The following is a 21,137-nucleotide window of genomic DNA, read 5'->3' as shown; positions in this document are numbered from 1 at the left end:
TACAATCTCCGCCTCTTTTTGATCATCAATGAATGCCATAAGGTGTAATAACGGGGCAATAAATAATAAATGTCGGACAAAATTAATTTAATGAATTTAACTCGTCAGCAAATGCGAGCATTTTTTCAGGAGTTAGGTGAAAAACCTTTTCGAGCAGATCAGTTAGTTAAATGGATTTACCATTTTGGTGAAGATAATTTCGATCATATGACTAACATTAATAAAAAATTACGTGAAAAATTAAAAACTGTTGCTGAAATTAAAGCTCCGGAAATTGCAGTTGAGCAACGTTCAGCTGACGGTACGATCAAATGGGCAATGCAAGTAGGAGATCAGCAGGTAGAAACCGTTTATATTCCCGAAACGGATCGTGCTACGTTATGTGTATCTTCACAAGTAGGGTGTGCATTAGCTTGTACTTTTTGTTCAACGGCTCAACAAGGTTTTAACCGCAATTTAACTGTATCTGAAATTATTGGACAGGTTTGGCGAGCTTCAAAAATTATCGGTAATTTCGGTGTTACCGGTGTTCGTCCTATTACAAATGTGGTCATGATGGGAATGGGAGAGCCATTATTGAATGTAGCTAACGTTGTACCGGCAATGGAAATTATGTTGGACGATTTTGCTTATGGTTTATCTAAGCGTCGAGTGACTTTATCCACTTCCGGTGTTGTTCCGGCACTAGACAAACTGAGTGAAATGATTGATGTGGCATTGGCTATTTCTTTGCATGCACCGAATGATGAATTGCGTAATGAAATCGTGCCTATTAATAAAAAATATAATATTAAAATGTTGATGGAGAGTGTTAATCGCTATTTAAATGTTTCCAATGCAAATCACGGTAAGGTAACCATTGAGTATGTTATGTTAGATCATATTAACGATGGGACTGAACATGCACATCAATTGGCAGAGGTTTTGAAAAATACACCGTGCAAAATTAATTTAATTCCTTGGAACCCGTTTCCGGATGCACCTTATGCTAAAAGCTCAAATACACGTATAGATCGTTTTCAAAAAACTTTGATGGAGTATGGTTTTACAGTTATTTTACGCAAAACAAGAGGTGATGATATTGATGCGGCATGTGGTCAACTTGCTGGTGATGTGATAGATAGAACAAAGCGTACGGCACAGAAAAAACGGTTTGGAAAAGAAATCGGCACTCATCAAATTTATTAACTATTTTTAATGTATAAGGAGAGAAAACTAATGCGATATCGGACTATATTTACTTTTATTATATTCTCTCTTTTTCTTTCTGCTTGCGTTTCTCAGCCTATAACTGTTCGCTTTAATAAGCAACAAGCTGCAAAAGCACGAATTGAGTTAGGTTTAGGTTATTTAAAATTACGCAATTTTTCTCAAGCAAAACTTAATTTTGATAAAGCTTTATTCTATCAACCTGACTATTATTTGGTACATTCGGCTTTTGCCTATTTATATCAATTGCAAGGTGATATTTCGCAAGCGAAATCCTCTTATGAAAAAGCTATCAGTTTGGATAAGTCGCAAGGTGATGTGAAAAATAATTATGGTGCATTTTTATGTAGTCAGGGCGAATTTGCTCGTGCTTATGAGTTATTCGAGCAGGCACTTACTACGCCTAATTATTATCAGCAAGCGGATACCTATGCAAATATCATAATTTGTGCAGAGGCGGAACATAATATTCCACGTTATCAGAAATTTTTACAGTTACTGAAGAATATTGATCCCAAAAGAGCGGAGGAAATAAAGAAAGTTTCTTAGCTTAGTTAGCGTGAGTTGAAAGATCAAAAATGGCAAGACTGTCTTCTTGCCATTTTTATTATATTATGATTTTTTGATGTAATTAGATTTTACAAGCTCCTCCTGCACAAGCGTCATCAAGATCTTCTTGCATATCTTCTGCACCATCTCTAGTGTTTTGATAATACAGGGTTTTTAATCCATATTTGTAAGCAGTTAGTAAATCTTTTAATAAAACCTTCATTGGTACTTTACCATCTTCAAAACGTTTTGGATCATAGTTAGTATTCGCTGAAATTGCTTGGTCAATGAATTTTTGCATGATACCAACTAAGTGTAGGTATCCATCATTACTTGGAATATCCCACAGTAACTCATAGTTTTCACCTAAATTCTCATAATCAGGAACAACTTGCTTTAAAATTCCATCTTTTGACGCTTTAATACTAACATGTCCACGGGGAGGCTCAATTCCATTGGTTGCATTAGAAATTTGAGAAGAGGTTTCTGATGGCATTAATGCAGTTAATGTTGAATTACGTAAACCAAATTCTTGAATTTCTTTACGCAAGGCTTCCCAATCGTAATGTAAAGGCTCTTTTGTTAAGTTATCAATATCTTTTTTGTAAGTGTCAATAGGTAAGATCCCTTGTGCATAAGTGGTTTCATGGAAGTATTCGCAAGCACCGATTTCTTTTGCCAAATTCATTGAAGCTTTTAATAAGTAATATTGAATAGCTTCGAAAGTGCGGTGTGTTAAATCATTCGCTGAACCATCGGAGTAACGAACATTATTTTTTGCTAAATAATAAGCATAGTTGATAACACCGATACCAAGAGAGCGACGAGCTAATGAACTGCGTTTTGCTGCAGCAACAGGGTAGTCTTGATAGTCTAATAGGGCATCTAATGCTCTGACTGCAAGATCGGCTAATTCTTCCAACTCGTCTAAATTTTCAAGAGCACCTAAGTTAAATGCAGATAATGTGCATAGTGCAATTTCACCGTTTTCATCATGGAAATGTTGCAACGGTTTGGTTGGCAAGGCAATTTCCAAGCATAAATTAGATTGGCGAATTGGTGCAACCGCAGGATCAAATGGCGAATGTGTGTTGCAATGATCCACATTTTGAATATAAATACGACCGGTTGACGCTCGTTCTTGCATTAATAAAGAAAATAGCTCAACGGCTTTGACACTGCGTTTACGAACAGCGGGATCTTGTTCATATTTGAGATAAAGCATTTCAAATTTATTTTGGTCAGCAAAAAATGCTTCGTATAACCCTGGAACATCTGATGGGCTAAATAGAGTAATTTCACCCCCTTTAATTAAGCGTTGATACATGAGCTTATTGAGTTGAACTCCATAGTCCATATGGCGAACACGATTGTCTTCAACCCCTCGGTTATTTTTTAATACCAATAAACTTTCAACTTCTAAGTGCCAAATTGGATAATAGACAGTTGCCGCTCCTCCACGAACACCGCCTTGTGAGCAAGATTTTACCGCAGTTTGGAAATGTTTATAGAATGGAATGCAACCGGTATGGAATGCTTCTCCATTACGAATCGGACTGCCTAAAGCACGAATAGCACCGGCATTAACTCCAATGCCTGCACGTTGAGAAACGTATTTCACGATGGCTGATGCTGTTGCATTGATTGAGTCAAGACTATCACCGCACTCAATTAGTACACAAGAACTGAACTGACGAGTCGGGGTACGCACACCTGCCATAATTGGCGTAGGCAAAGAGATTTTAAAGGTTGACGTAGCATCATAGAAGCGATGAATGTAGTCCAGACGAGTTTCTTTTGGATATCTTGAAAAGAGACTTGCAGCGACTAACAAATATAAGAATTGTGCAGACTCATAGATTTCACCTGTTACTCTATTTTGTACAAGATATTTTCCTTCCAGTTGTTTCACAGCAGCATAGGAGAATGTCATATCACGCCAGTGATCAAGGAAACCATCCATTTCATCCCATTCTTCACGTGTATAATCTGTTAATAACGCCTGATCATATTTTCCCATCCGCACAAGTTTTTTTACATGATCATAAAGTTTTGGCGGCTCGAAATGTCCATAGGCTTTTTTACGTAAATGGAACACTGCTAAACGAGCAGCTAAATATTGATAGTCAGGACTATCTTTACTGATAAGATCTGCGGCGGCTTTAATAATAGTTTCATGAATATCCGAAGTGCGAATTCCTTCATAAAATTGAATATGCGATTTTAATTCGACTAAGGAAACAGAAACATTTTCCAGTCCTTCCGCCGCCCAAGTAATGACTCTGTGGATTTTATCTAAATCAATAGGTTCTTTGTTTCCGTCACGTTTTGTGACCATCAATGCTTTATTCATAGGATTTCCGAGAGGTTCTGATATGGTTAAAACACAAGATATAGTTATAAATCAAAAATGGACTACAAGATAATGGGTTGGATGGAAAAATTCAAGTAATAAATTTCATCTATGATTCTTGACAGAAAATAACTTACTTATAAATAAGTAAAAAATGAAAAAGTAATAAAAACTATTATCAAAAATTGTGCTGTAGATCAAAATTTATATTTTTTGATATGAATAAAATGATCTTTATTCTTAGAGATAATAAAAAAGTTGCTCAAAGAATATCATAAGGATAATGACAAACCCATCTTTAAAAGATATTTGATAGAAGTGGATTCATTTGTGGTTTATCTCTTCATTTTACATAACCGATTGAGCATGAGTTTGGATAACCTTATTGTGGTTATATTGTATTGACAAATCCGTGAAATATGTATTTAACTTTTATGAACTACGCTAGTGTAGTCATGGCTTAATAAATGAAACACGTTAAGAAATACCTATTTTTTTCTAAGCTGATTCTCAATTTCCTGAACAATTTCTTTAGGATCTAGATCCAGTTCTAGACAATAAGATATAAATTCAAAAATATCTAAACGACGATCACCTGTTTCTACTTTTCCTACAAATGAAGAAACCACGCCCATTTTTTCACATAATGCTCGTTGAGATAGATTCAGCTCTTGACGGCGTTGAATTAAACATTCCCTTAACCAAGTATATTCGAGCGAATGTATTGATAATCTTAAACTTCCCATTGCATTCATTCTATGCTTAAAATTTATTGAACCTGTTTTAGGTTTGGTGTATAATTGTTCTGAACCTAAATTGGGTTTTTGTTTGGTTATTTTTTGAAGGAGTTAATTATGGGATTTTGGGATACTGTTGGTACCTTAGCAAAAGGTGCTGTGAATAGCATGAATGAATACAATGCTGAATTTGAAGCTCGCAAAAAGAGAATGGAAGCAAAATCTAGTGATGAATTATGGAGAATTGTGAAAAGTGATGGTGGTTTTTTTGGAACATCTCAAGATGATAGGAAAATGGCTTATTATGTATTGAAACAAAGAGGTGAGGTTTAATGTCTGGTTCTATTAAATTGCCACATGTTTGTCCTAAATGTGGAGAAAAAGCAAAAACGGCACTAGAATTGCAAGAAAAATTTGGGTATCGTACGATACCTTCCAATAAGGTTACTAATCAAAGTTACTGTAAGAAATGTCGTTGATGTACTCTTTATAAAAATAAAAGCTATTGAATTATTTAGTTTTTTGGATTGACGATACTCCACCTTTGTATAAAGTGGAGTTTTTGTGCCTTATCCCTTTCTTTTAATGTAATGGATAAAACGGTTGTTAGAAACACAAAGTATAAGAGCCATATTTTCGATATTTTGCACACAAAAACTTGGATTTTTAAAGAATTCTCTGTAATGGCTATAGTGATTTTGGGTGTTCTTTGGGATCGGCAAAGTTGTAGACTATAATTTTCCTTTTTTGACATGCCTATCAAACATCTAGTTGGTATATGGATACTTATCAGTGGACTGAAAGCTGTTCAACGAACAGCTTTCAAGGGTTATTTTCCTAAATTATCAAAGAATTTTTTTACTCCATCTAAAAAACCTGAGGATTTAGGGCGTTGGAGCGTTTTACCTTCTAAACTTTCTTCCAATTTTCTTAGTAACTCTTTTTGTTCTTCGTTTAGTTTAATTGGTGTTTCAATAACGATCTCGCAGATTAAATCGCCAGCATAGCCGCGAGAGGTAATGCCTTTTCCTCTTAGACGAAGCAGTTTACCGGTTTGTGTTTCAGCAGGAATTTTAACTTTAAGACGACCGTCTAAAGTTGGAATTTCTATTTCGCCACCTAATGCAGCCATAGTAAAGCTGATAGGGACTTCACAATAAAGATTGTTACCATCACGTTCAAAAATATGGTGTTTTTTTACATGGATAACCACATATAAATCACCGGCAGGTGCACCATTTTCACCCGCTGCACCTTTACCTGCTAAACGTAATTGATTACCTGTATCTACGCCCATTGGAATGGTAACGGTAAGATTTTGGGTTTTATGAACTCTACCTTCACCGTGACAGGTATGACAAGGTTTCTCTATTTTTTTGCCAGTACCGTGACAGTGTGGACAAGTTTGTTCTGTAACAAAGAAACTTTGTTGGCGACGAACACGACCTGCACCATGACAGGTTGGACAAGATTCAATTTTTGAACCCGCTTCCGCACCTGAGCCATGACAAGTTCCACAGTGAACAAGAGTGTTAATTTGAATATCTTTTTTACAGCCTTTTACCGCTTCTTCCAAACTTATTTCAATATCGTAGCGTAAATCCTCACCACGAACAACACGTTGACGAGAACGTCCGCCACCAAAAATATCGCCGAACATATCGCCGAAAATATCACCAAAGTCAGCTCCGCTAAAGCCGCCGAAACCGCCGGCACCACCACTTTGTTCAAAAGCGGCATGACCATATTGGTCATACATTGCCCTTTTCTCTTTATCAGCCAAAACTTCGTATGCTTCATTAATTTCTTTGAATTTTTCTTCGCTTTCTTTATCACCTTTAGTTCGATCCGGGTGATATTTCATCGCAAGGCGTTTGTAAGCACGTTTGATTTCTTTATCATCCGCTCCTTTTTGAACACCTAATATTTCATAATAATCTCGTTTTGCCATGTGTAATCCGGTTAGTTGTTGCGTTATAAACGCTGATAGTCATACGTTGAAAGGGCGTATTACTACGCCCTTGATTCTGATTAGTGAGATATACAGATTATTTATCTTTTACTTCTTCAAATTCAGCATCAACAACATCCTCTCCACCTTTCGTACTTTGAGATTGTTGTGCACCAGCATCAGCTTGTGCTTGTTGTTGACTTGCTTGAAGTAGTTTTTCGGAAACTTGAATTAATGCTTGTACTTTGGCATCAATTTCAGTTTTATCTTCACCTTTTGCCGCAGTTTCAAGTTCATTGACCGCACTTTCAATTGGTGCTTTGTCTTCAGCTGATAATTTCTCTCCAACTTCTGCTAATTGTTTGCGGGTACTATGTACTAAGTGATCCGCTTGGTTACGAGCTTGAACTAACTCTTCAAATTTACGATCCGCTTCCGCATTAGCTTCCGCATCACGAACCATTTGTTGAATTTCTTCATCACTTAAACCTGAAGATGCTTTAATCGTAATTTTTTGTTCTTTACCAGTACCTTTATCTTTTGCTGAAACATGGATAATACCATCTGCATCAATATCAAAGGTTACTTCAATTTGAGGCATACCACGTGGTGCAGGGTTAATACCTTCAAGATTAAATTGACCTAAAGACTTATTGGCAGAGGCTTGTTTACGTTCCCCTTGAAGTACGTGAATAGTCACCGCACTTTGATTATCTTCAGCGGTTGAAAATACTTGCGATTTTTTCGTCGGAATTGTTGTATTTTTCTCAATCAAAGTTGTCATCACGCCGCCCATTGTTTCAATACCGAGTGATAATGGTGTTACGTCTAACAATAAAACATCTTTAACATCACCGGCCAAAACACCGCCTTGTACAGCTGCACCAATAGCAACCGCTTCATCTGGGTTAACGTCTCTGCGAGGCTCTTTACCAAAGAATTCAGCTACTTTCTGTTGTACTAACGGCATACGGGTTTGTCCGCCCACTAAAATAACATCATTGATTTCGGAAACGCTTAGACCTGCATCGGAAAGTGCAACTTTCACAGGCTCCATTGAACGTGCAACTAAATCTTCCACTAACGCTTCTAATTTCGCACGAGTCAATTTAATGTTTAAATGTTTAGGTCCAGTAGCATCAGCAGTGATATAAGGTAAATTGACATCAGTTTGTTGAGCGGAAGAAAGCTCAATTTTTGCTTTTTCACCGGCTTCTTTTAAACGTTGCATTGCGAGCGGATCGTTGCGTAAATCTACGCCCTGTTCTTTTTTGAACTCATCAACTAGGTAGTTAATTACACGGTTGTCAAAGTCTTCCCCCCCTAGGTGAGTATCTCCGTTTGTTGCTAAAACTTCAAACGTTTTTTCGCCACCGACTTCATCGATTTCGATAATAGATAAGTCAAATGTACCACCACCCAAGTCATAAACGGCAATTATTTGGTTGCCTTTACCTTTATCTAAACCATAAGCAAGAGCCGCCGCTGTCGGTTCGTTAATAATACGTTTGACTTCAAGACCGGCAATACGTCCGGCATCTTTTGTTGCTTGGCGTTGTGCGTCATTAAAATAAGCCGGCACTGTGATTACAGCTTCTGTTACTGTTTCACCTAAAAAATCTTCCGCAGTTTTTTTCATTTTTTTCAACACTTCAGCTGAAATTTGCGGAGGTGCCATTTTTTCACCTTTTACCGATACCCAAGCGTCGCCGTTATCGGCTTTAGTGATTTCAAAAGGCATAATAGCAACGTCACGTTGTACTTCTTGATCTTCAAAGCGACGGCCAATTAAACGTTTGATCGCAAATAATGTATTTTTCGGGTTCGTCACAGCCTGACGTTTCGCTGGTTGTCCTACTAAGGTTTCATTATCATTTGTATAAGCAATAATGGATGGGGTTGTGCGTTCGCCTTCAGCGTTTTCAATGACACGTGGTTTGTCGCCGTCCATTACAGCCACACAAGAGTTCGTTGTTCCTAAGTCAATACCGATAATTTTTCCCATAATATGTTTTCTCCTAGTATCTAGTATAAATTCGTTGACAGTTTCAAGATTGGGATAATGATTGCAATTTCAAGTGCATGGAATGCAAAATTTTGAAAGTGCGGTCATTTTTTGCCTTGTTCCGTAAAATGTGATTGGAAATAAAAAATTCAAGAGGAAAAATGAAATTTTATGTAAATTAAGTTAAATTTTGTTCAATAAATTGCTGTTTTTTTATTTGAATCGCAATTTCTCTCCGACGATCCAGTTCTACTCGAATTGCTTTATGTTGAAAGCCTTCTGAAATAATCTGTTGCACATCAACAGCTAAAGCTGCTTGGTAGAGGCACAACAAAAATTTGTATTGTGGGCAATCGGTATAGCTCATTTCGGTTTGAGTCAGACTATCAGCAAGGCAAACTAACATTAATTCTTCGAAGCGTTTTTGTTTACGCCAGACATCTAACTTATTAAATAACGTTAAGATTGTTTTGGTGTGCAATGCCAAAGCATGATGAATATGAGAATGATATTGGCAAGTTAATTCTGCCAGTTCTTGAACATAGTTAGGGACTTTAAAACGCTGGCAGACATTTCTGAGATAAGCAATACTTGTTATTTTATTATCATGAGAATAGGGGGGAATATTGGCGGTTGAGAGAGCTTTTCCCACATCATGACAAAGTGCAGCAAAACGTACCGCACTTTTGTGATAATCCGTTTTTTCGGTTAACAATGTTGTTTGCTTAAGAATGGGCATAGCATGCACAAAATCAGTCATGTCGGAGCGATATTGTATAGAGTCGGAATCAAACACACTAATTTCCGGACATAAAACTTTTAGGGCATCTATTTTTTGTAAGATAGCAAAATAAACTTGTGGATCCTGTTCATGTAGTGCTTTTTCTGTTTCTTGCCATACTCTTTCCGGAGAAAGTTGTCTCAACTCTCCATTATTGGCTATTTTTTTCATTAAGGCTAGCGTATCTGGTGCAATTTTAAAGCCTAATTGATGATAACGGGCGGCAAAGCGAGCTACTCTGAGAACTCGTAAGGGATCTTCTGCAAAAGCCGGCGAAATATGACGTAAAATACCTTTTTTCAAATCGGCAATACCATTGTATGGATCATGATATTGCCCCGCCATATCCTGAGCAATGGCATTAATGGTTAAATCACGGCGCATCAGATCTTGTTCTAATGTAATATTAGGGTTGAAATCACAAATAAAACCGGTATAGCCGGTACCTGATTTCCGTTCTGTTCGTGCAAGTGCATATTCTTCTCTTGTTTTAGGATTTAAGAAAACAGGAAAGTCTTTACCAACTTGTTGATAACCCTGAGAGAGTAATTCTTCAGCTGTTGACCCAACCACAAGCCAATCACGATCTTTAATGGGTAAGCCAAGTAATTGATCTCGAACAGCACCGCCAACAAGATAAATTTGCATCATATCGTTAAGACCAACGATTTTGGCGACGGCGTTTCGGAATTAGTAGAGGTAAAATAAGACCAAGCAATAATCCTGCACCTAAAACAGAGCCACCGTAGATAAACCACTGAATAGCGATTTCTCGTTTACCCACATCTAACATCGCTTCTAAATCACGATTTTTATTTTTTGTAATTTCCAATTCCCTATTAAGGAGTGAGTTTTGTTCCAGTAATTTGCTACTTTGTTCTTCTGCTTGTTTGGTACGGCGTTGCATCTCGCTTGTTCGTTGTTTCCAGTCATTGTCAATATTATTGAGCTTTAGAGTTAACTCTTGGATTTGAGCTTTTAATTTTGGATTTTCTTCCCTACTACTTGGAGTACTGGTTAATTCACTTGTTAAAATCCATGCTTCACGATTACGTTTGTCACGAATTAAGGAATATTTATCTTTTTTATCCAGTACGGTAACCGACTCGCCTGCTTGAATAGTTCCCGAAATTTTAAATTGATCTCCTGCACCTCGTCGCATAAACGTTGTGAGATTTTCTTTCACGTATTTTGTTTCGGCATAAGCGTTGGATAAGGAAAATCCTAATAGAAGAGCGGATACTAAAAGAGAGGTAATTTTTTTCATAATAAATCCAGAAAATAAGGTCAACAAAAAAGTAATAAAAAGTGCGGTAGATTTTACCGCACTTTTTTTTGCTGACAAGTAATGATTTATTTTATCTTTGAGCGTTAATGAAAAATCGCATAAATAATGTAATAAATCACAATAGCAAAGAAAGTACCCGCAGGTAATGTAACAATCCAAGAAGCAACAATATTACGAATAACGGTTAAGTTAATTGCTGCAATACCACGTGCAAAACCAATACCTAAAATAGCACCAACAAGTGTTTGAGTCGTTGATATAGGTAATCCGGTTCCTGATGCTAAGACAACTGTTACAGCAGTGGCAAATTGGGCAGCGAAACCACGACTTGGCGTGAGGTCTGTAATGCCTGTCCCGATCGTCGACATTACTTTATAACCCATAACAATTAAACCTACTCCAATGCCGACAGAGCCAAGAGGCAGGATCCACCAAGCCAGGGTAGTTTTTCCTGCAATCTCACCACCATGTTCTATGATGGAAACAACGGCGGACAAAGGACCCACTGCGTTGGCAACGTCATTTGAACCATGAGCAAATGCCATTGCACAGGCAGTTAATAGCATTAAAATACTAAATACTTTTTCAACTGCTCCAAAGGTTCCTTTCGTAACATTTTGAATGAAACGTTGGCTACGAAAATAAAAAGAACCAAGAATACCCGCAATAATACTAATGATACCGGATATAATCAGTGTTTCTATGGTAGTTAAATGTAATCCAATATGTTTTAGCCCTTTCGTCATAGTTACAATAGCTAAAATAAGAACGGTCAGTCCCATATAAAAAGGTCCGTATTTTTGGGCATTAGCTAAAGGTTTTGGCGTGTCAAAGATTAACTTTTGTGTACTAAAGAAAATAGCGTAAGCAATAATTCCGGCGAGAATAGGGGTGATAAACCAACTTCCCACAATATTGCGTACAGTTCCCCAATCAACCGCATGTGCACCGACAGTAATACAAGCAAAACCGACAATTGCACCGATAATTGCATGAGTTGTAGAAACCGGCCAACCCATTTTTGAGGCAATTAATAACCAAATCCCCGATGAAAAAAGAGCTGCCATCATACCGAAAACCAAAATTTCCGGAGTATCAGTAAACTGCATTGGATCTATAACGCCGCTTTTAATCGTTTCTGTTACTTCTCCTCCTGCGAGGTAAGCTCCCGCACATTCAAAAAACATCGCAATAAAAATTGCTTGTTTTGCTGTAATAGTACCTGAACCTACTGATGTCCCCATGGCATTTGCTACATCATTAGCACCCACACCAAATGCCATCAAAAAACCGAAAACGGCGGTAATAATAACGAGTATAGTTCCGTATTCTTGTAAAATTTCCATAGTTGATCACTCCTATGCATTTATCGTTATGAACGAGCTAACATTAATTCAATTCGTGAACCCACACGTTGTGCTTGATCAGCTAAAACCCCAATCCATGCTAAAGTTTCATATAAAAACATCACATCAATAGGACTGTACTGATTTTCTATGTTTCGGAGCATCATACGAAGTTTGATTTGCATATGATCTGTATCATCTTCAATGGCATCCAACTCATGGATTAGGTTATTGACGAGAGTCAGTTCATGTCCTTTAAATCCGGTTTCCAATAACGCATCCATTTCTTCGATCACACGATTTGCTTGAACTGTCGCATCTAAACTACGATAAACATATTTCATAAAATCCTCTTGCATTTCTTGAGGAAAGGTAAATTGGCGACCGAGCATTCTCCCGGCTATATCTTTGGCACAATTCGCTAATTTATCTTGTTGAGTTGTCAACTCTAATAAATCTGTACGATCAATTGGCATAAAAAGACCTAAAGGGAGCTTCAAGCGAATTTCACGTTTCAGTGTATCGGCTTGACGTTCAAGTTCTGAGAGCTCAGCACGGATCTTTGTGGCATTATGCCAATCTCCGGCAAAGGTACTTTCAAAGAAAGGAATGAGTAGTTTACAACATTCAGTTACTTTATCAGAATGACGCTGTAATGGCGTTAGAGGTGAATGGGCAAATAATCCTAGAATATTATTCATTGCCATATGAATTAAACTCCTTAGTGGATTTGATAAAAAATTCAGGCGCATATTACCTTATGCGAACAGAAAAATATAGAAATTTCATCGAAAAAAATAGGTTTTTAGTAGATAATACAGGCACGCATTTCTTAGTAAGGAAAGGAAAATGACCAAGGAAATAGAGCTTAAATTGAGTGTATCAAATGCCTTTGCTCAATTTTTAAGTCAAGAAATGGCAAGTTTTCATGTGTTAAAACAAGAGAAGGTTTTTTTAGGCAATACCTATTATGATACAGCGGACAGTTATTTTGCTCGGCACAAAATGGGCTTGCGTGTTCGTCAATATAATAGTGATTTTACTTTAACCTTGAAAACAAACGGTGATGTGCTGGGTGGGTTACATTCTCGCCCTGAATACAATGTATCTCAAGAAAGTGCGGTGCCAAATTTGGCGAAATTAACAGAAATATATGACTTACCGAATTGGCATGAATTTGTCTTACAGCCTATTTTCCGCACTGATTTTGAGCGTTGTTTATGGTTGGTAGAATGCGGGTATGATGTGGAAATTGAAGTGGCTTTAGATCAAGGCTGGATTATTGCAGGAGAAAAATCCGTTCCTATTTGTGAAGTGGAATTTGAATTAAAGCAGGGAAAAACAGAGGATTTGTTAAATTTTGTGGCAAATTTATCTTTAGAAAGTGATGTTCGCTTAAGTTCAGCCAGCAAGGCACAGCGAGGTTACCAATTGGCATTTAATATACAACCTCAAATTCAGGATTGGATCGCAAAATGGCGTGAGTTTATTGTCTTAGCAACACATGAAAAGATCGCTTATTTAGTAAAATTTGAACAGCAATTAATCGAAGAAAGTGTGATGCTGGGAAAAGATTATTTTGCACAAGAATTTTTGCGTACAGTGGAGCGAATCGGTGCATTTTTTAATCTATATCACTTTTATAGTGAGAACGTAACGTTATTGGAAAATCAAGTAAATCTTCAATTGACGCAAGGCATTACTCATTTGGATCAGAATTTGCTTGCTGATCTTGTTGAACGTAATGCTTATTTATTGTTGCAAATTAAAGACATTATTCGGCGTCATAGTGAAAATAAAAATAATGCACTTGCGATTGAAAAATTATTTGCATTATTTCATAGCGGTCAGTATGTCAAACGTATGTTAGATTTAACGTTTTTAACACTCTAAGGATACAGCATGGCAAAATCACCCAAAACAGCCTACGTGTGTAATGACTGCGGTGCGGAGTTTGCCCGTTGGCAAGGACAGTGTTCTGCATGTAAAGCATGGAATACGATTAGCGAAGTGCGGTTAGTTTCTACAGCAAAAGTGAAAAATGATCGTTTTAGCGGATATGCAGGAGAAACGAAAGCCAAAATTCAAACTTTAGCTGAAATCAGTTTGCAAGAAACGCCTCGTTTTACCAGTGGTTTTAGAGAATTAGATCGTGTATTGGGGGGCGGAATTGTGCCGGGTAGTGCGATTTTAATCGGTGGGCATCCCGGTGCAGGAAAAAGTACCCTACTGTTACAAGTGATGTGTGGACTTGCTCAAAGTATGACCGCACTTTATATCACGGGCGAAGAAAGCCTTCAACAAGTTGCTATGCGAGCTAATCGTTTAGGATTGCCAACGGATCGTTTGCAACTCCTATCTGAAACCTCAATTGAACAAATTTGTCATCTTGCTGATCAACTAAAGCCGCAAATTATCGTTATTGACTCTATTCAGGTAATGCATTTATCTGATATTCAATCTTCCCCCGGAAGTGTAGCTCAAGTGCGTGAATGTGCGGCATTTTTGACCCGTTATGCTAAGACAAGGCAAGTTGCCATTATCATGGTCGGTCATGTAACGAAAGATGGAACGTTGGCAGGACCAAAGGTATTAGAACATGCAATTGATGCATCTTTATTGTTAGAAGGCGAATCCGATTCACGCTATCGCACTTTGCGTAGTCATAAGAATCGTTTTGGTGCTGTGAATGAATTGGGTGTTTTTGCGATGACAGAGCAAGGTTTGAGGGAGGTTAAAAATCCTTCTGCGATTTTTTTAAGTCGTGGTGATGAACAAACGTCAGGAAGTTCCGTGATGGTAGTATGGGAAGGAACTCGTCCTTTATTAGTTGAAATTCAAGCACTTGTTGATCATTCCATGTTAGCCAATCCAAGACGTGTTGCAGTAGGTTTAGAGCATAATCGATTAGCATTGCTTTTAGCGGTATTACATCGTCATGGCGGTTTACAAATGTCCGATCAAGATATTTTTGTTAATGTTGTTGGCGGGGTAAAAGTAACGGAAACCAGTGCCGATCTTGCCTTATTGCTGGCATTAATTTCCAGCTTTCGTAATCGACCTTTGCCACAAGATTTAGTCGTGTTCGGCGAGGTAGGTTTAGCGGGGGAAATTCGCCCTGTACCAAGTGGACAGGAACGTATTAGTGAAGCAGCAAAGCACGGTTTTAAGCGAGCTATTGTTCCCTTTGCAAATAAACCGAAAAGTGCGGTCGAAAATATGCAAGTTTTTACAGTCAAGAAATTAGCGGATGCGTTGGCGATATTAGATAATTTTTAACAAAATTGCCGGATAAAAACGAATAAATATCTAAAAAATAGTGTAAAATTAGACAAAAATAAATATTTTATGCGGAATTTCTATATAAAAAGGGATGAATAATGGAAAAGAAGATTAAATCACTTGATAGTATTGATATAAAAATTCTTAATGAATTACAACGCAACGGAAAAATTTCTAATATTGATTTATCCAAAAAAGTGGGATTATCGCCGACGCCTTGTTTGGAGCGGGTAAAACGTTTAGAACGCCAAGGCATTATTATGGGGTATCGTGCTTTATTAAACCCTGAATTATTGGATTCGCCTTTGTTGGTTATTGTGGAAATTACATTAGTTCGTGGTCGTCCCGACGTGTTTGAGGAATTTAATGTGGCAGTGCAACAATTAGATGAAATTCAGGAATGTCACTTGGTTTCCGGAGATTTTGATTATTTGTTGAAAACTCGTGTAGCGGATATGGCAGCGTATCGCAAATTGCTCGGCACAACTTTATTACGTTTACCGGGGGTAAATGACACACGGACTTATGTAGTGATGGAAGAAGTTAAACAAACTAATTTTTTACAATTGAAATAAGATGATTAAACGTATTAAACAATTTTTTTTACCGAAAAGGGATTTAGTCGAGTTTTTATTAATTCTCACCGCACTTTGGGGCTTTTATTTGATCGTTGCTTGGTTTAGCTATAGCCCGTTTGATAATTCGTGGGCGATATCTTCTTTTCAAACGGAAACTATTAATAAAGCAGGTGCATTGGGTGCTTGGATGATTGATCTGTTTTTCACGTTTTTTGGCGTGGTAGGTAATATCATACCTTTTGTACTATTTATCGCACCTATTTATTTTTTACATACTAAGCGAACTCAAGGGTTAACTTGGGGAAGATTTTTTCTTCGGATATTGGGTTTTGTGACATTGCTGGTTGGTTTAATGATCTTGGCTACTTTAATGTTGGCAAAAACTGAACATCATTTATCGGGCGGTGTATTAGGTGCTATTTTAATCGTTAAGTTATATCCGCTATTTTCTAACCAATTTCCCTTAATTATTATTGGTAGCATTGCTTCTATAATCGGTTTTATTTTCTGTTCGGGGGCATCTTTATTTTATTTAATGATGAATTGTTACGACTGGCTGACAATGAAAGATAAAGAATCTCTATTGGATACACAATCGAATGGTGCTGATTCAGTTGAACAGGAATTGGAAGAAATTATCATACAATCGCCACCTATAGAACAAAATATCGCCAATGAAGATACTGAAAAACAAGAACTTGAATTAGTGAATATTAGTAGTTTTATTAATATTCAAGGGTTACCTGATGAACAAGTGGAAGAACAGCAAAATTTAGCAGATCCGATGTTGATGAAGCAAAATGAAGTGGTTGATATTGCTCAAACACTAGGCGATTTAAAGCAACAAGAATTGCCTATTCCAAGCGTTTCATTGTCAACAGAAAAAAATGAAGCGTTAGCTTTGAAAACAGAAAATATTGCAGAACCGACCGCACTTTCTGTCGTTGAGGAAGCTGACAATCACAATATAAATGAACTTGCCAAACAATTTGCTGAATTTGAGCAACAACGTTTATTGAAAATGGAACAACAGGCAAAAGAAATCGGAGCAGAGGATGCGTTAAAAGTGATTTTAGCTGAAGAAGTTACTGAAGACGTGCCGGCGGTTATGGAAGAAGTTATTGAAGAAAAAGAACTCAGTCAAAGTGCGGTTAATTATAAGACTTATGGCGATAGTTTGATTCACCCCGCATTACAGCAGAAAGTGACTGTTCAGGAAAAACCGACAACACCATTGCCAAGTTTAGATTTACTTGAACGCCGAACGATCCAAACTTATAACATTACCCAAGAGGAAATTTTAGAAACATCTCAACGTATTATGCAACAGTTACGTAATTTTAATGTAAAAGCGGAAGTGCGTGATGTACTCGTTGGTCCTGTGGTAACACGTTATGAATTAGAATTACAGCCGGGAGTAAAAGCCTCAAAAGTGACAAGTATTGATACTGATTTGGCAAGGGCTTTAATGTTTCGTTCAATTCGTATTGCCGAAGTGATTCCTGGAAAACCTTATATTGGAATTGAAACACCGAATATACAGCGTCAAATTGTACCTTTGCGTGATGTATTGGATACGGATGAGTTTCGGCAATCAAATTATTTATTACCAATGGCGTTAGGCAAGGATATTAGCGGTAAGCCTGTGATTGTAGATTTAGCGAAAATGCCACATTTATTAGTTGCAGGATCTACCGGTTCGGGTAAGTCTGTCGGTGTGAATACCATGATTTTAAGTTTACTTTTCCGTGTTAAACCGGAAGATGTTAAATTTATTATGATTGATCCTAAAGTAGTGGAATTATCTGTCTATAACGGCATTCCTCATTTACTTACGGAGGTTGTTACGGATATGAAAAAAGCCGCTAATGCCTTGCGTTGGTGTGTTGACGAAATGGAACGTCGCTACCAATTGTTATCAGCCTTAAGAGTGCGTAATATTGAAGGATATAACGAAAAAATTACAGAATATGAAGCGTTAAATATGCCAATTCCAAATCCACTTTGGAGACCGGGCGATACTATGGACACTTTACCGCCTCCATTGGAAAAATTAAGTTATATCGTACTTATTGTTGATGAATTTGCAGATTTAATGATGGTTACAGGCAAGCAAATTGAAGAACTTATTGCTCGGTTAGCACAAAAAGCACGAGCTATCGGTATTCATCTGATTTTAGCTACACAACGTCCATCAGTAGATGTAATTACAGGCTTAATTAAAGCCAATATTCCAAGTCGTATTGCCTTTACGGTAGCAAGTAAAATTGACTCAAGAACAATTTTGGATCAAGGCGGTGCGGAGACATTATTAGGGCGTGGCGATATGCTTTATTCTGCACAAGGATCATCTGAGTTGTTACGTGTACATGGTGCTTTTATGAGCGATGATGAAGTTGTACGTGTTGCTGATGATTGGCGTGCTAGAGGCAAACCGAATTATATTGAAGGTATTTTGGACAGCGTAAATGACGAGAACGATAATGAAACTGACTATGACAGCAATGGTGATCTGGATGACTTATTTGATGAAGTTGTGGAATTTGTCATAAACACTGGCATCACATCGGCATCTTCAGTTCAACGTCGTTTCCGTGTTGGATTTAATCGAGCTGCTCGTATCATGGATCAACTGGAAGAACAAGGTATCGTTTCTCCGCTACAAAATGGTAAGCGGGAAGTATTAGCGAGGAAAGGGGATTACTAAATTAACATTGCGATATAATTTGTGAAAAAAACCACCGCACTTAATTAGTGCGGTGGTTTTTTCTTTGGGTGTAGCAAGTTGGCTAAATTACCATTGATACCCCACACCAACCGAACCGCCGACATCGCCCGTTGAACTGCGAGTACCTTGCAATCGTAGCGTTATTTTACCATTATCACTCACTCGTGAATAACCTAACGCCAGTGCATTTTGTCCTTTAAATGTTCCGGCAGATGCCGCAAACATGGATTTACCCGGCACAGAAGACATCGGCAACCCAGCCGCTGCCAACGCTCCTGCAATTCCTGCACGAGATTCTCGGCTGGCTGTGTTTATCTGTGTACGCAATTCATTATTTTTACCATCCACATAGTTTTTATTTACCACCGCACTTCCACTGGTTGTTGGTTTAATATCCGGTACGGTAATAATACCTTTTTCACCATCAATCTTAATTTCACCGTTTGCTCCGGTTACGGTTAAGCCGTTTTTATTAAGAACGGTTTTTGGCATTTTTGGATTTTGCTGATTTTGTGCTACGTTGTCAGCAAAGGTAAGGCTTTCAGCAGTTATTGTGGCTTTATTGTTTTTACCTTTATCTTCCAACACCATCGCTTCCGCACCGTATGTTGCTGATTTGACTTTGTTATCTGCACCTTTATTGACCACTATCAAACCATTGCTGTTTAGCGTAGATTTTCTACCGTCCACTTCACGTGTCTCAAAAGAGGTCATATTTTTCAACTGATCGGACAGTTTGACTTCCAGCCCTTTGCCATCTTGAGACATTTCCACTTTGATATTACCGGCAGCAGTGCGGTCGCTGTTAAATTTATTGCCATTCGCACCTTCTTCACCTTTAATCGCAAAAGTACCGCTTAATGCTGTGTGAATTTCCATGTCATCATTGCCCTTGAACTTCATGCCCGATTTCGCTACCGCTTGCAAATCACCGATTGTTGCTGCGTTGGTTAAATCTATTTTGCTATCTTGTTTCGGATTTACTAACTCTGCAACTTTTTCATAGCCTCCGTAATTTTTCTCATACCCTTTATTGGCTTCTGTTAAGCCTTCTTTGGCTTTTGTTAGCTCGCTTTTCGCTGTTTCAAGCTCTTTTTTAGCAGCTTCAAGTTTTTCTTTGCTTTCTTTTAGCTTTTCTTCCGCTTGTTTTCTCTCCTCGCCCTCAGACATTGCATTCATCGCCATTTCCAAACCGCTGACTGCTAAAGTTAAATCGGTTACTTTTTGAGCTGTAGTTGAAAGTGCGGTAGCTTTTTCGCCTATTGCTTTCACTTTTTCCTCAACAGCTTTGGTGAGTTCAGTCGCTTTCTTTTCAGCTTCTTTCTTCGCATCCTCTTTTGTTTCAGGGGCTGGTAGTCCTAGACCACTCGCCACATTGCTAATCCCAATAGGTGCGGTGCTTGGTTCGGCTTTGATCACGACCTGCTTCTTCTCTTCCTCAGTAAGATTTTTGCTAGGTTCTTTTTCTTTGTGGAAATTTCCATCTTTATCTTTCACGACTTTTTCCTTGTCTAAATAAAAATCAAATGGACGGTTATTGTTTAAGTCGGATACTTTGCCATCGACATAGTTTTTATTAGTTGCACTGGTGCCGTCAGACGTATCCGTTAAGTCCGCTAAGCCAGTGATTTTTCCTGAGCGGATTTTTTTACCGTCAGTACCTTTTGTGGAGAATGCAATAGATGGACCTTGATCTTTCTCAAACGATTCTAAGCTCTTTGGATCCACTGGTTTTGCACCTGCTTTAATAGTGATTGATGGTGAGTCAGATGGATCTGCTCCACTTGCTCCGTTTGCACCATTCACTTGTGGGGTAAGTGCAATACCGTCTTTGTCAATTTGTACTTTCGCTCCCGTTGTGCCAACTTGGAATGTGGCATTTTCTGAAGTTAAAGAAAGTTTGGTGACTTCTGTATCAGTACCATTTCCGCCCGCACTTCCATTTTTAGACGGTGAAGAAATTGATTTTATATTTTTCAAATCTTCAGCCGTTGCAATATTTAGCTCTACTGTTTTTGGTGCAGTAGTGGTTGGTGTACTCGTATCGCCTGTTGTGGTAGTGGTTGGGCTAGCTGTCTCTGACGAAGCCATACCATTTGAACCGCCGTCCTGTGTACTTACACTACTTGACGGAACTGCACTACCGCCACCATTTGAACCACCGCCATTTGAACTTACATCGCTTGACGAACCGCTTGCTATTGATGGAGCTGGTGATGGTGCAGCGGCTGGTGCTGCCGCACTTGCACTACTACCAGACGTTGCCCCATCTTGCTTCGCTAAAGTCAATTGAATATTTTGACCACTCGTAAACTTCAACGTATCGCCAC

Annotated in this window: 17 protein-coding genes; 8 read left to right on the top strand and 9 right to left on the bottom strand. The window is 38.1% G+C overall.

Features of this window, described 5'->3' with window-relative positions:
* Positions 1-69 precede the first annotated feature (69 nt).
* Together rlmN and pilW are read left to right on the top strand one after the other, a co-directional pair.
* On the top strand, positions 70-1,188 hold the full coding sequence (rlmN, locus tag HNR69_RS08605) for a dual-specificity RNA methyltransferase RlmN (protein ID WP_012341220.1): 1,119 nt from the start codon (positions 70-72) through the stop codon (positions 1,186-1,188).
* Between the two features lie 30 nt (positions 1,189-1,218).
* Positions 1,219-1,758 carry a type IV pilus biogenesis/stability protein PilW gene (pilW, locus tag HNR69_RS08600; RefSeq protein ID WP_075294142.1) on the top strand — a complete coding sequence of 180 codons (540 nt, stop codon included), beginning with the start codon at positions 1,219-1,221 and terminating at the stop codon, positions 1,756-1,758.
* A gap of 82 nt (positions 1,759-1,840) precedes the next feature.
* On the opposite strand, the gene nrdA is transcribed toward pilW, so the two are convergent.
* Both nrdA and HNR69_RS08590 read right to left on the bottom strand, forming a co-directional pair.
* On the bottom strand, positions 1,841-4,111 hold the full coding sequence (nrdA, locus tag HNR69_RS08595) for a class 1a ribonucleoside-diphosphate reductase subunit alpha (protein ID WP_075294141.1): 2,271 nt from the start codon (positions 4,109-4,111) through the stop codon (positions 1,841-1,843).
* Positions 4,112-4,599: 488 nt separating this feature from the next.
* Complete coding sequence (locus HNR69_RS08590) at positions 4,600-4,857, bottom strand: helix-turn-helix domain-containing protein (protein ID WP_075294154.1); 258 nt, start codon at positions 4,855-4,857, stop codon at positions 4,600-4,602.
* A 108-nt stretch (positions 4,858-4,965) separates the two neighbouring features.
* On the opposite strand from HNR69_RS08590, the gene HNR69_RS08585 reads away from it, so the two are divergent.
* Both HNR69_RS08585 and HNR69_RS08580 read left to right on the top strand, forming a co-directional pair.
* Positions 4,966-5,181: a transposase gene (locus HNR69_RS08585; RefSeq protein ID WP_075294140.1), complete on the top strand. Its 216-nt coding sequence runs from the start codon at positions 4,966-4,968 to the stop codon at positions 5,179-5,181.
* Positions 5,181-5,327, top strand: coding sequence for a hypothetical protein (locus HNR69_RS08580; RefSeq protein WP_157665520.1), 147 nt, complete (start codon positions 5,181-5,183; stop codon positions 5,325-5,327). Before HNR69_RS08585 ends, HNR69_RS08580 begins: the two co-directional genes overlap by 1 nt.
* A gap of 350 nt (positions 5,328-5,677) precedes the next feature.
* On the opposite strand, the gene dnaJ is transcribed toward HNR69_RS08580, so the two are convergent.
* The 6 genes from dnaJ to HNR69_RS08550 all read right to left on the bottom strand — a co-directional run bounded on the left by dnaJ (position 5,678) and on the right by HNR69_RS08550 (position 12,926).
* On the bottom strand, positions 5,678-6,799 hold the full coding sequence (dnaJ, locus tag HNR69_RS08575) for a molecular chaperone DnaJ (RefSeq protein ID WP_075294139.1): 1,122 nt from the start codon (positions 6,797-6,799) through the stop codon (positions 5,678-5,680).
* Positions 6,800-6,896: 97 nt separating this feature from the next.
* Positions 6,897-8,804, bottom strand: a complete 1,908-nt coding sequence (dnaK, locus tag HNR69_RS08570; RefSeq protein ID WP_075294138.1) for a molecular chaperone DnaK — start codon at positions 8,802-8,804, stop codon at positions 6,897-6,899.
* Positions 8,805-8,982: 178 nt separating this feature from the next.
* On the bottom strand, positions 8,983-10,233 hold the full coding sequence (locus tag HNR69_RS08565; protein ID WP_178384275.1) for a multifunctional CCA addition/repair protein: 1,251 nt from the start codon (positions 10,231-10,233) through the stop codon (positions 8,983-8,985).
* 7 nt (positions 10,234-10,240) lie between these two features.
* On the bottom strand, positions 10,241-10,852 hold the full coding sequence (locus HNR69_RS08560) for a TIGR04211 family SH3 domain-containing protein (RefSeq protein WP_012341227.1): 612 nt from the start codon (positions 10,850-10,852) through the stop codon (positions 10,241-10,243).
* Positions 10,853-10,956: 104 nt separating this feature from the next.
* A complete protein-coding gene (locus HNR69_RS08555) occupies positions 10,957-12,219 on the bottom strand; it encodes an inorganic phosphate transporter (RefSeq protein ID WP_011609346.1) in 1,263 nt (420 codons plus the stop codon).
* Between the two features lie 26 nt (positions 12,220-12,245).
* Positions 12,246-12,926, bottom strand: coding sequence for a TIGR00153 family protein (locus tag HNR69_RS08550; RefSeq protein WP_011609345.1), 681 nt, complete (start codon positions 12,924-12,926; stop codon positions 12,246-12,248).
* Positions 12,927-13,068: 142 nt separating this feature from the next.
* Between HNR69_RS08550 and HNR69_RS08545 the strand changes: the two genes are divergently transcribed.
* From HNR69_RS08545 to HNR69_RS08530, 4 genes are all read left to right on the top strand, one after another.
* Positions 13,069-14,112 carry a CYTH domain-containing protein gene (locus tag HNR69_RS08545; RefSeq protein ID WP_075294136.1) on the top strand — a complete coding sequence of 348 codons (1,044 nt, stop codon included), beginning with the start codon at positions 13,069-13,071 and terminating at the stop codon, positions 14,110-14,112.
* A 9-nt stretch (positions 14,113-14,121) separates the two neighbouring features.
* Positions 14,122-15,498 carry a DNA repair protein RadA gene (gene radA, locus HNR69_RS08540; protein WP_012341229.1) on the top strand — a complete coding sequence of 459 codons (1,377 nt, stop codon included), beginning with the start codon at positions 14,122-14,124 and terminating at the stop codon, positions 15,496-15,498.
* 101 nt (positions 15,499-15,599) lie between these two features.
* Positions 15,600-16,076: a leucine-responsive transcriptional regulator Lrp gene (gene lrp, locus HNR69_RS08535; RefSeq protein ID WP_011609342.1), complete on the top strand. Its 477-nt coding sequence runs from the start codon at positions 15,600-15,602 to the stop codon at positions 16,074-16,076.
* A gap of 1 nt (position 16,077) precedes the next feature.
* Positions 16,078-18,786 carry an FtsK/SpoIIIE family DNA translocase gene (locus tag HNR69_RS08530; RefSeq protein WP_075294135.1) on the top strand — a complete coding sequence of 903 codons (2,709 nt, stop codon included), beginning with the start codon at positions 16,078-16,080 and terminating at the stop codon, positions 18,784-18,786.
* Positions 18,787-18,873: 87 nt separating this feature from the next.
* Here the strand turns inward: HNR69_RS08530 and HNR69_RS08525 are convergent.
* The coding region (locus tag HNR69_RS08525) for a YadA C-terminal domain-containing protein (protein WP_183405668.1) at positions 18,874-21,137 on the bottom strand (2,264 nt) is incomplete at its 5' end.

This window comes from Histophilus somni (assembly GCF_014202395.1).
Taxonomy (GTDB): domain Bacteria; phylum Pseudomonadota; class Gammaproteobacteria; order Enterobacterales; family Pasteurellaceae; genus Histophilus; species Histophilus somni.
This window is presented reverse-complemented; position numbering and strand designations above follow the sequence as displayed.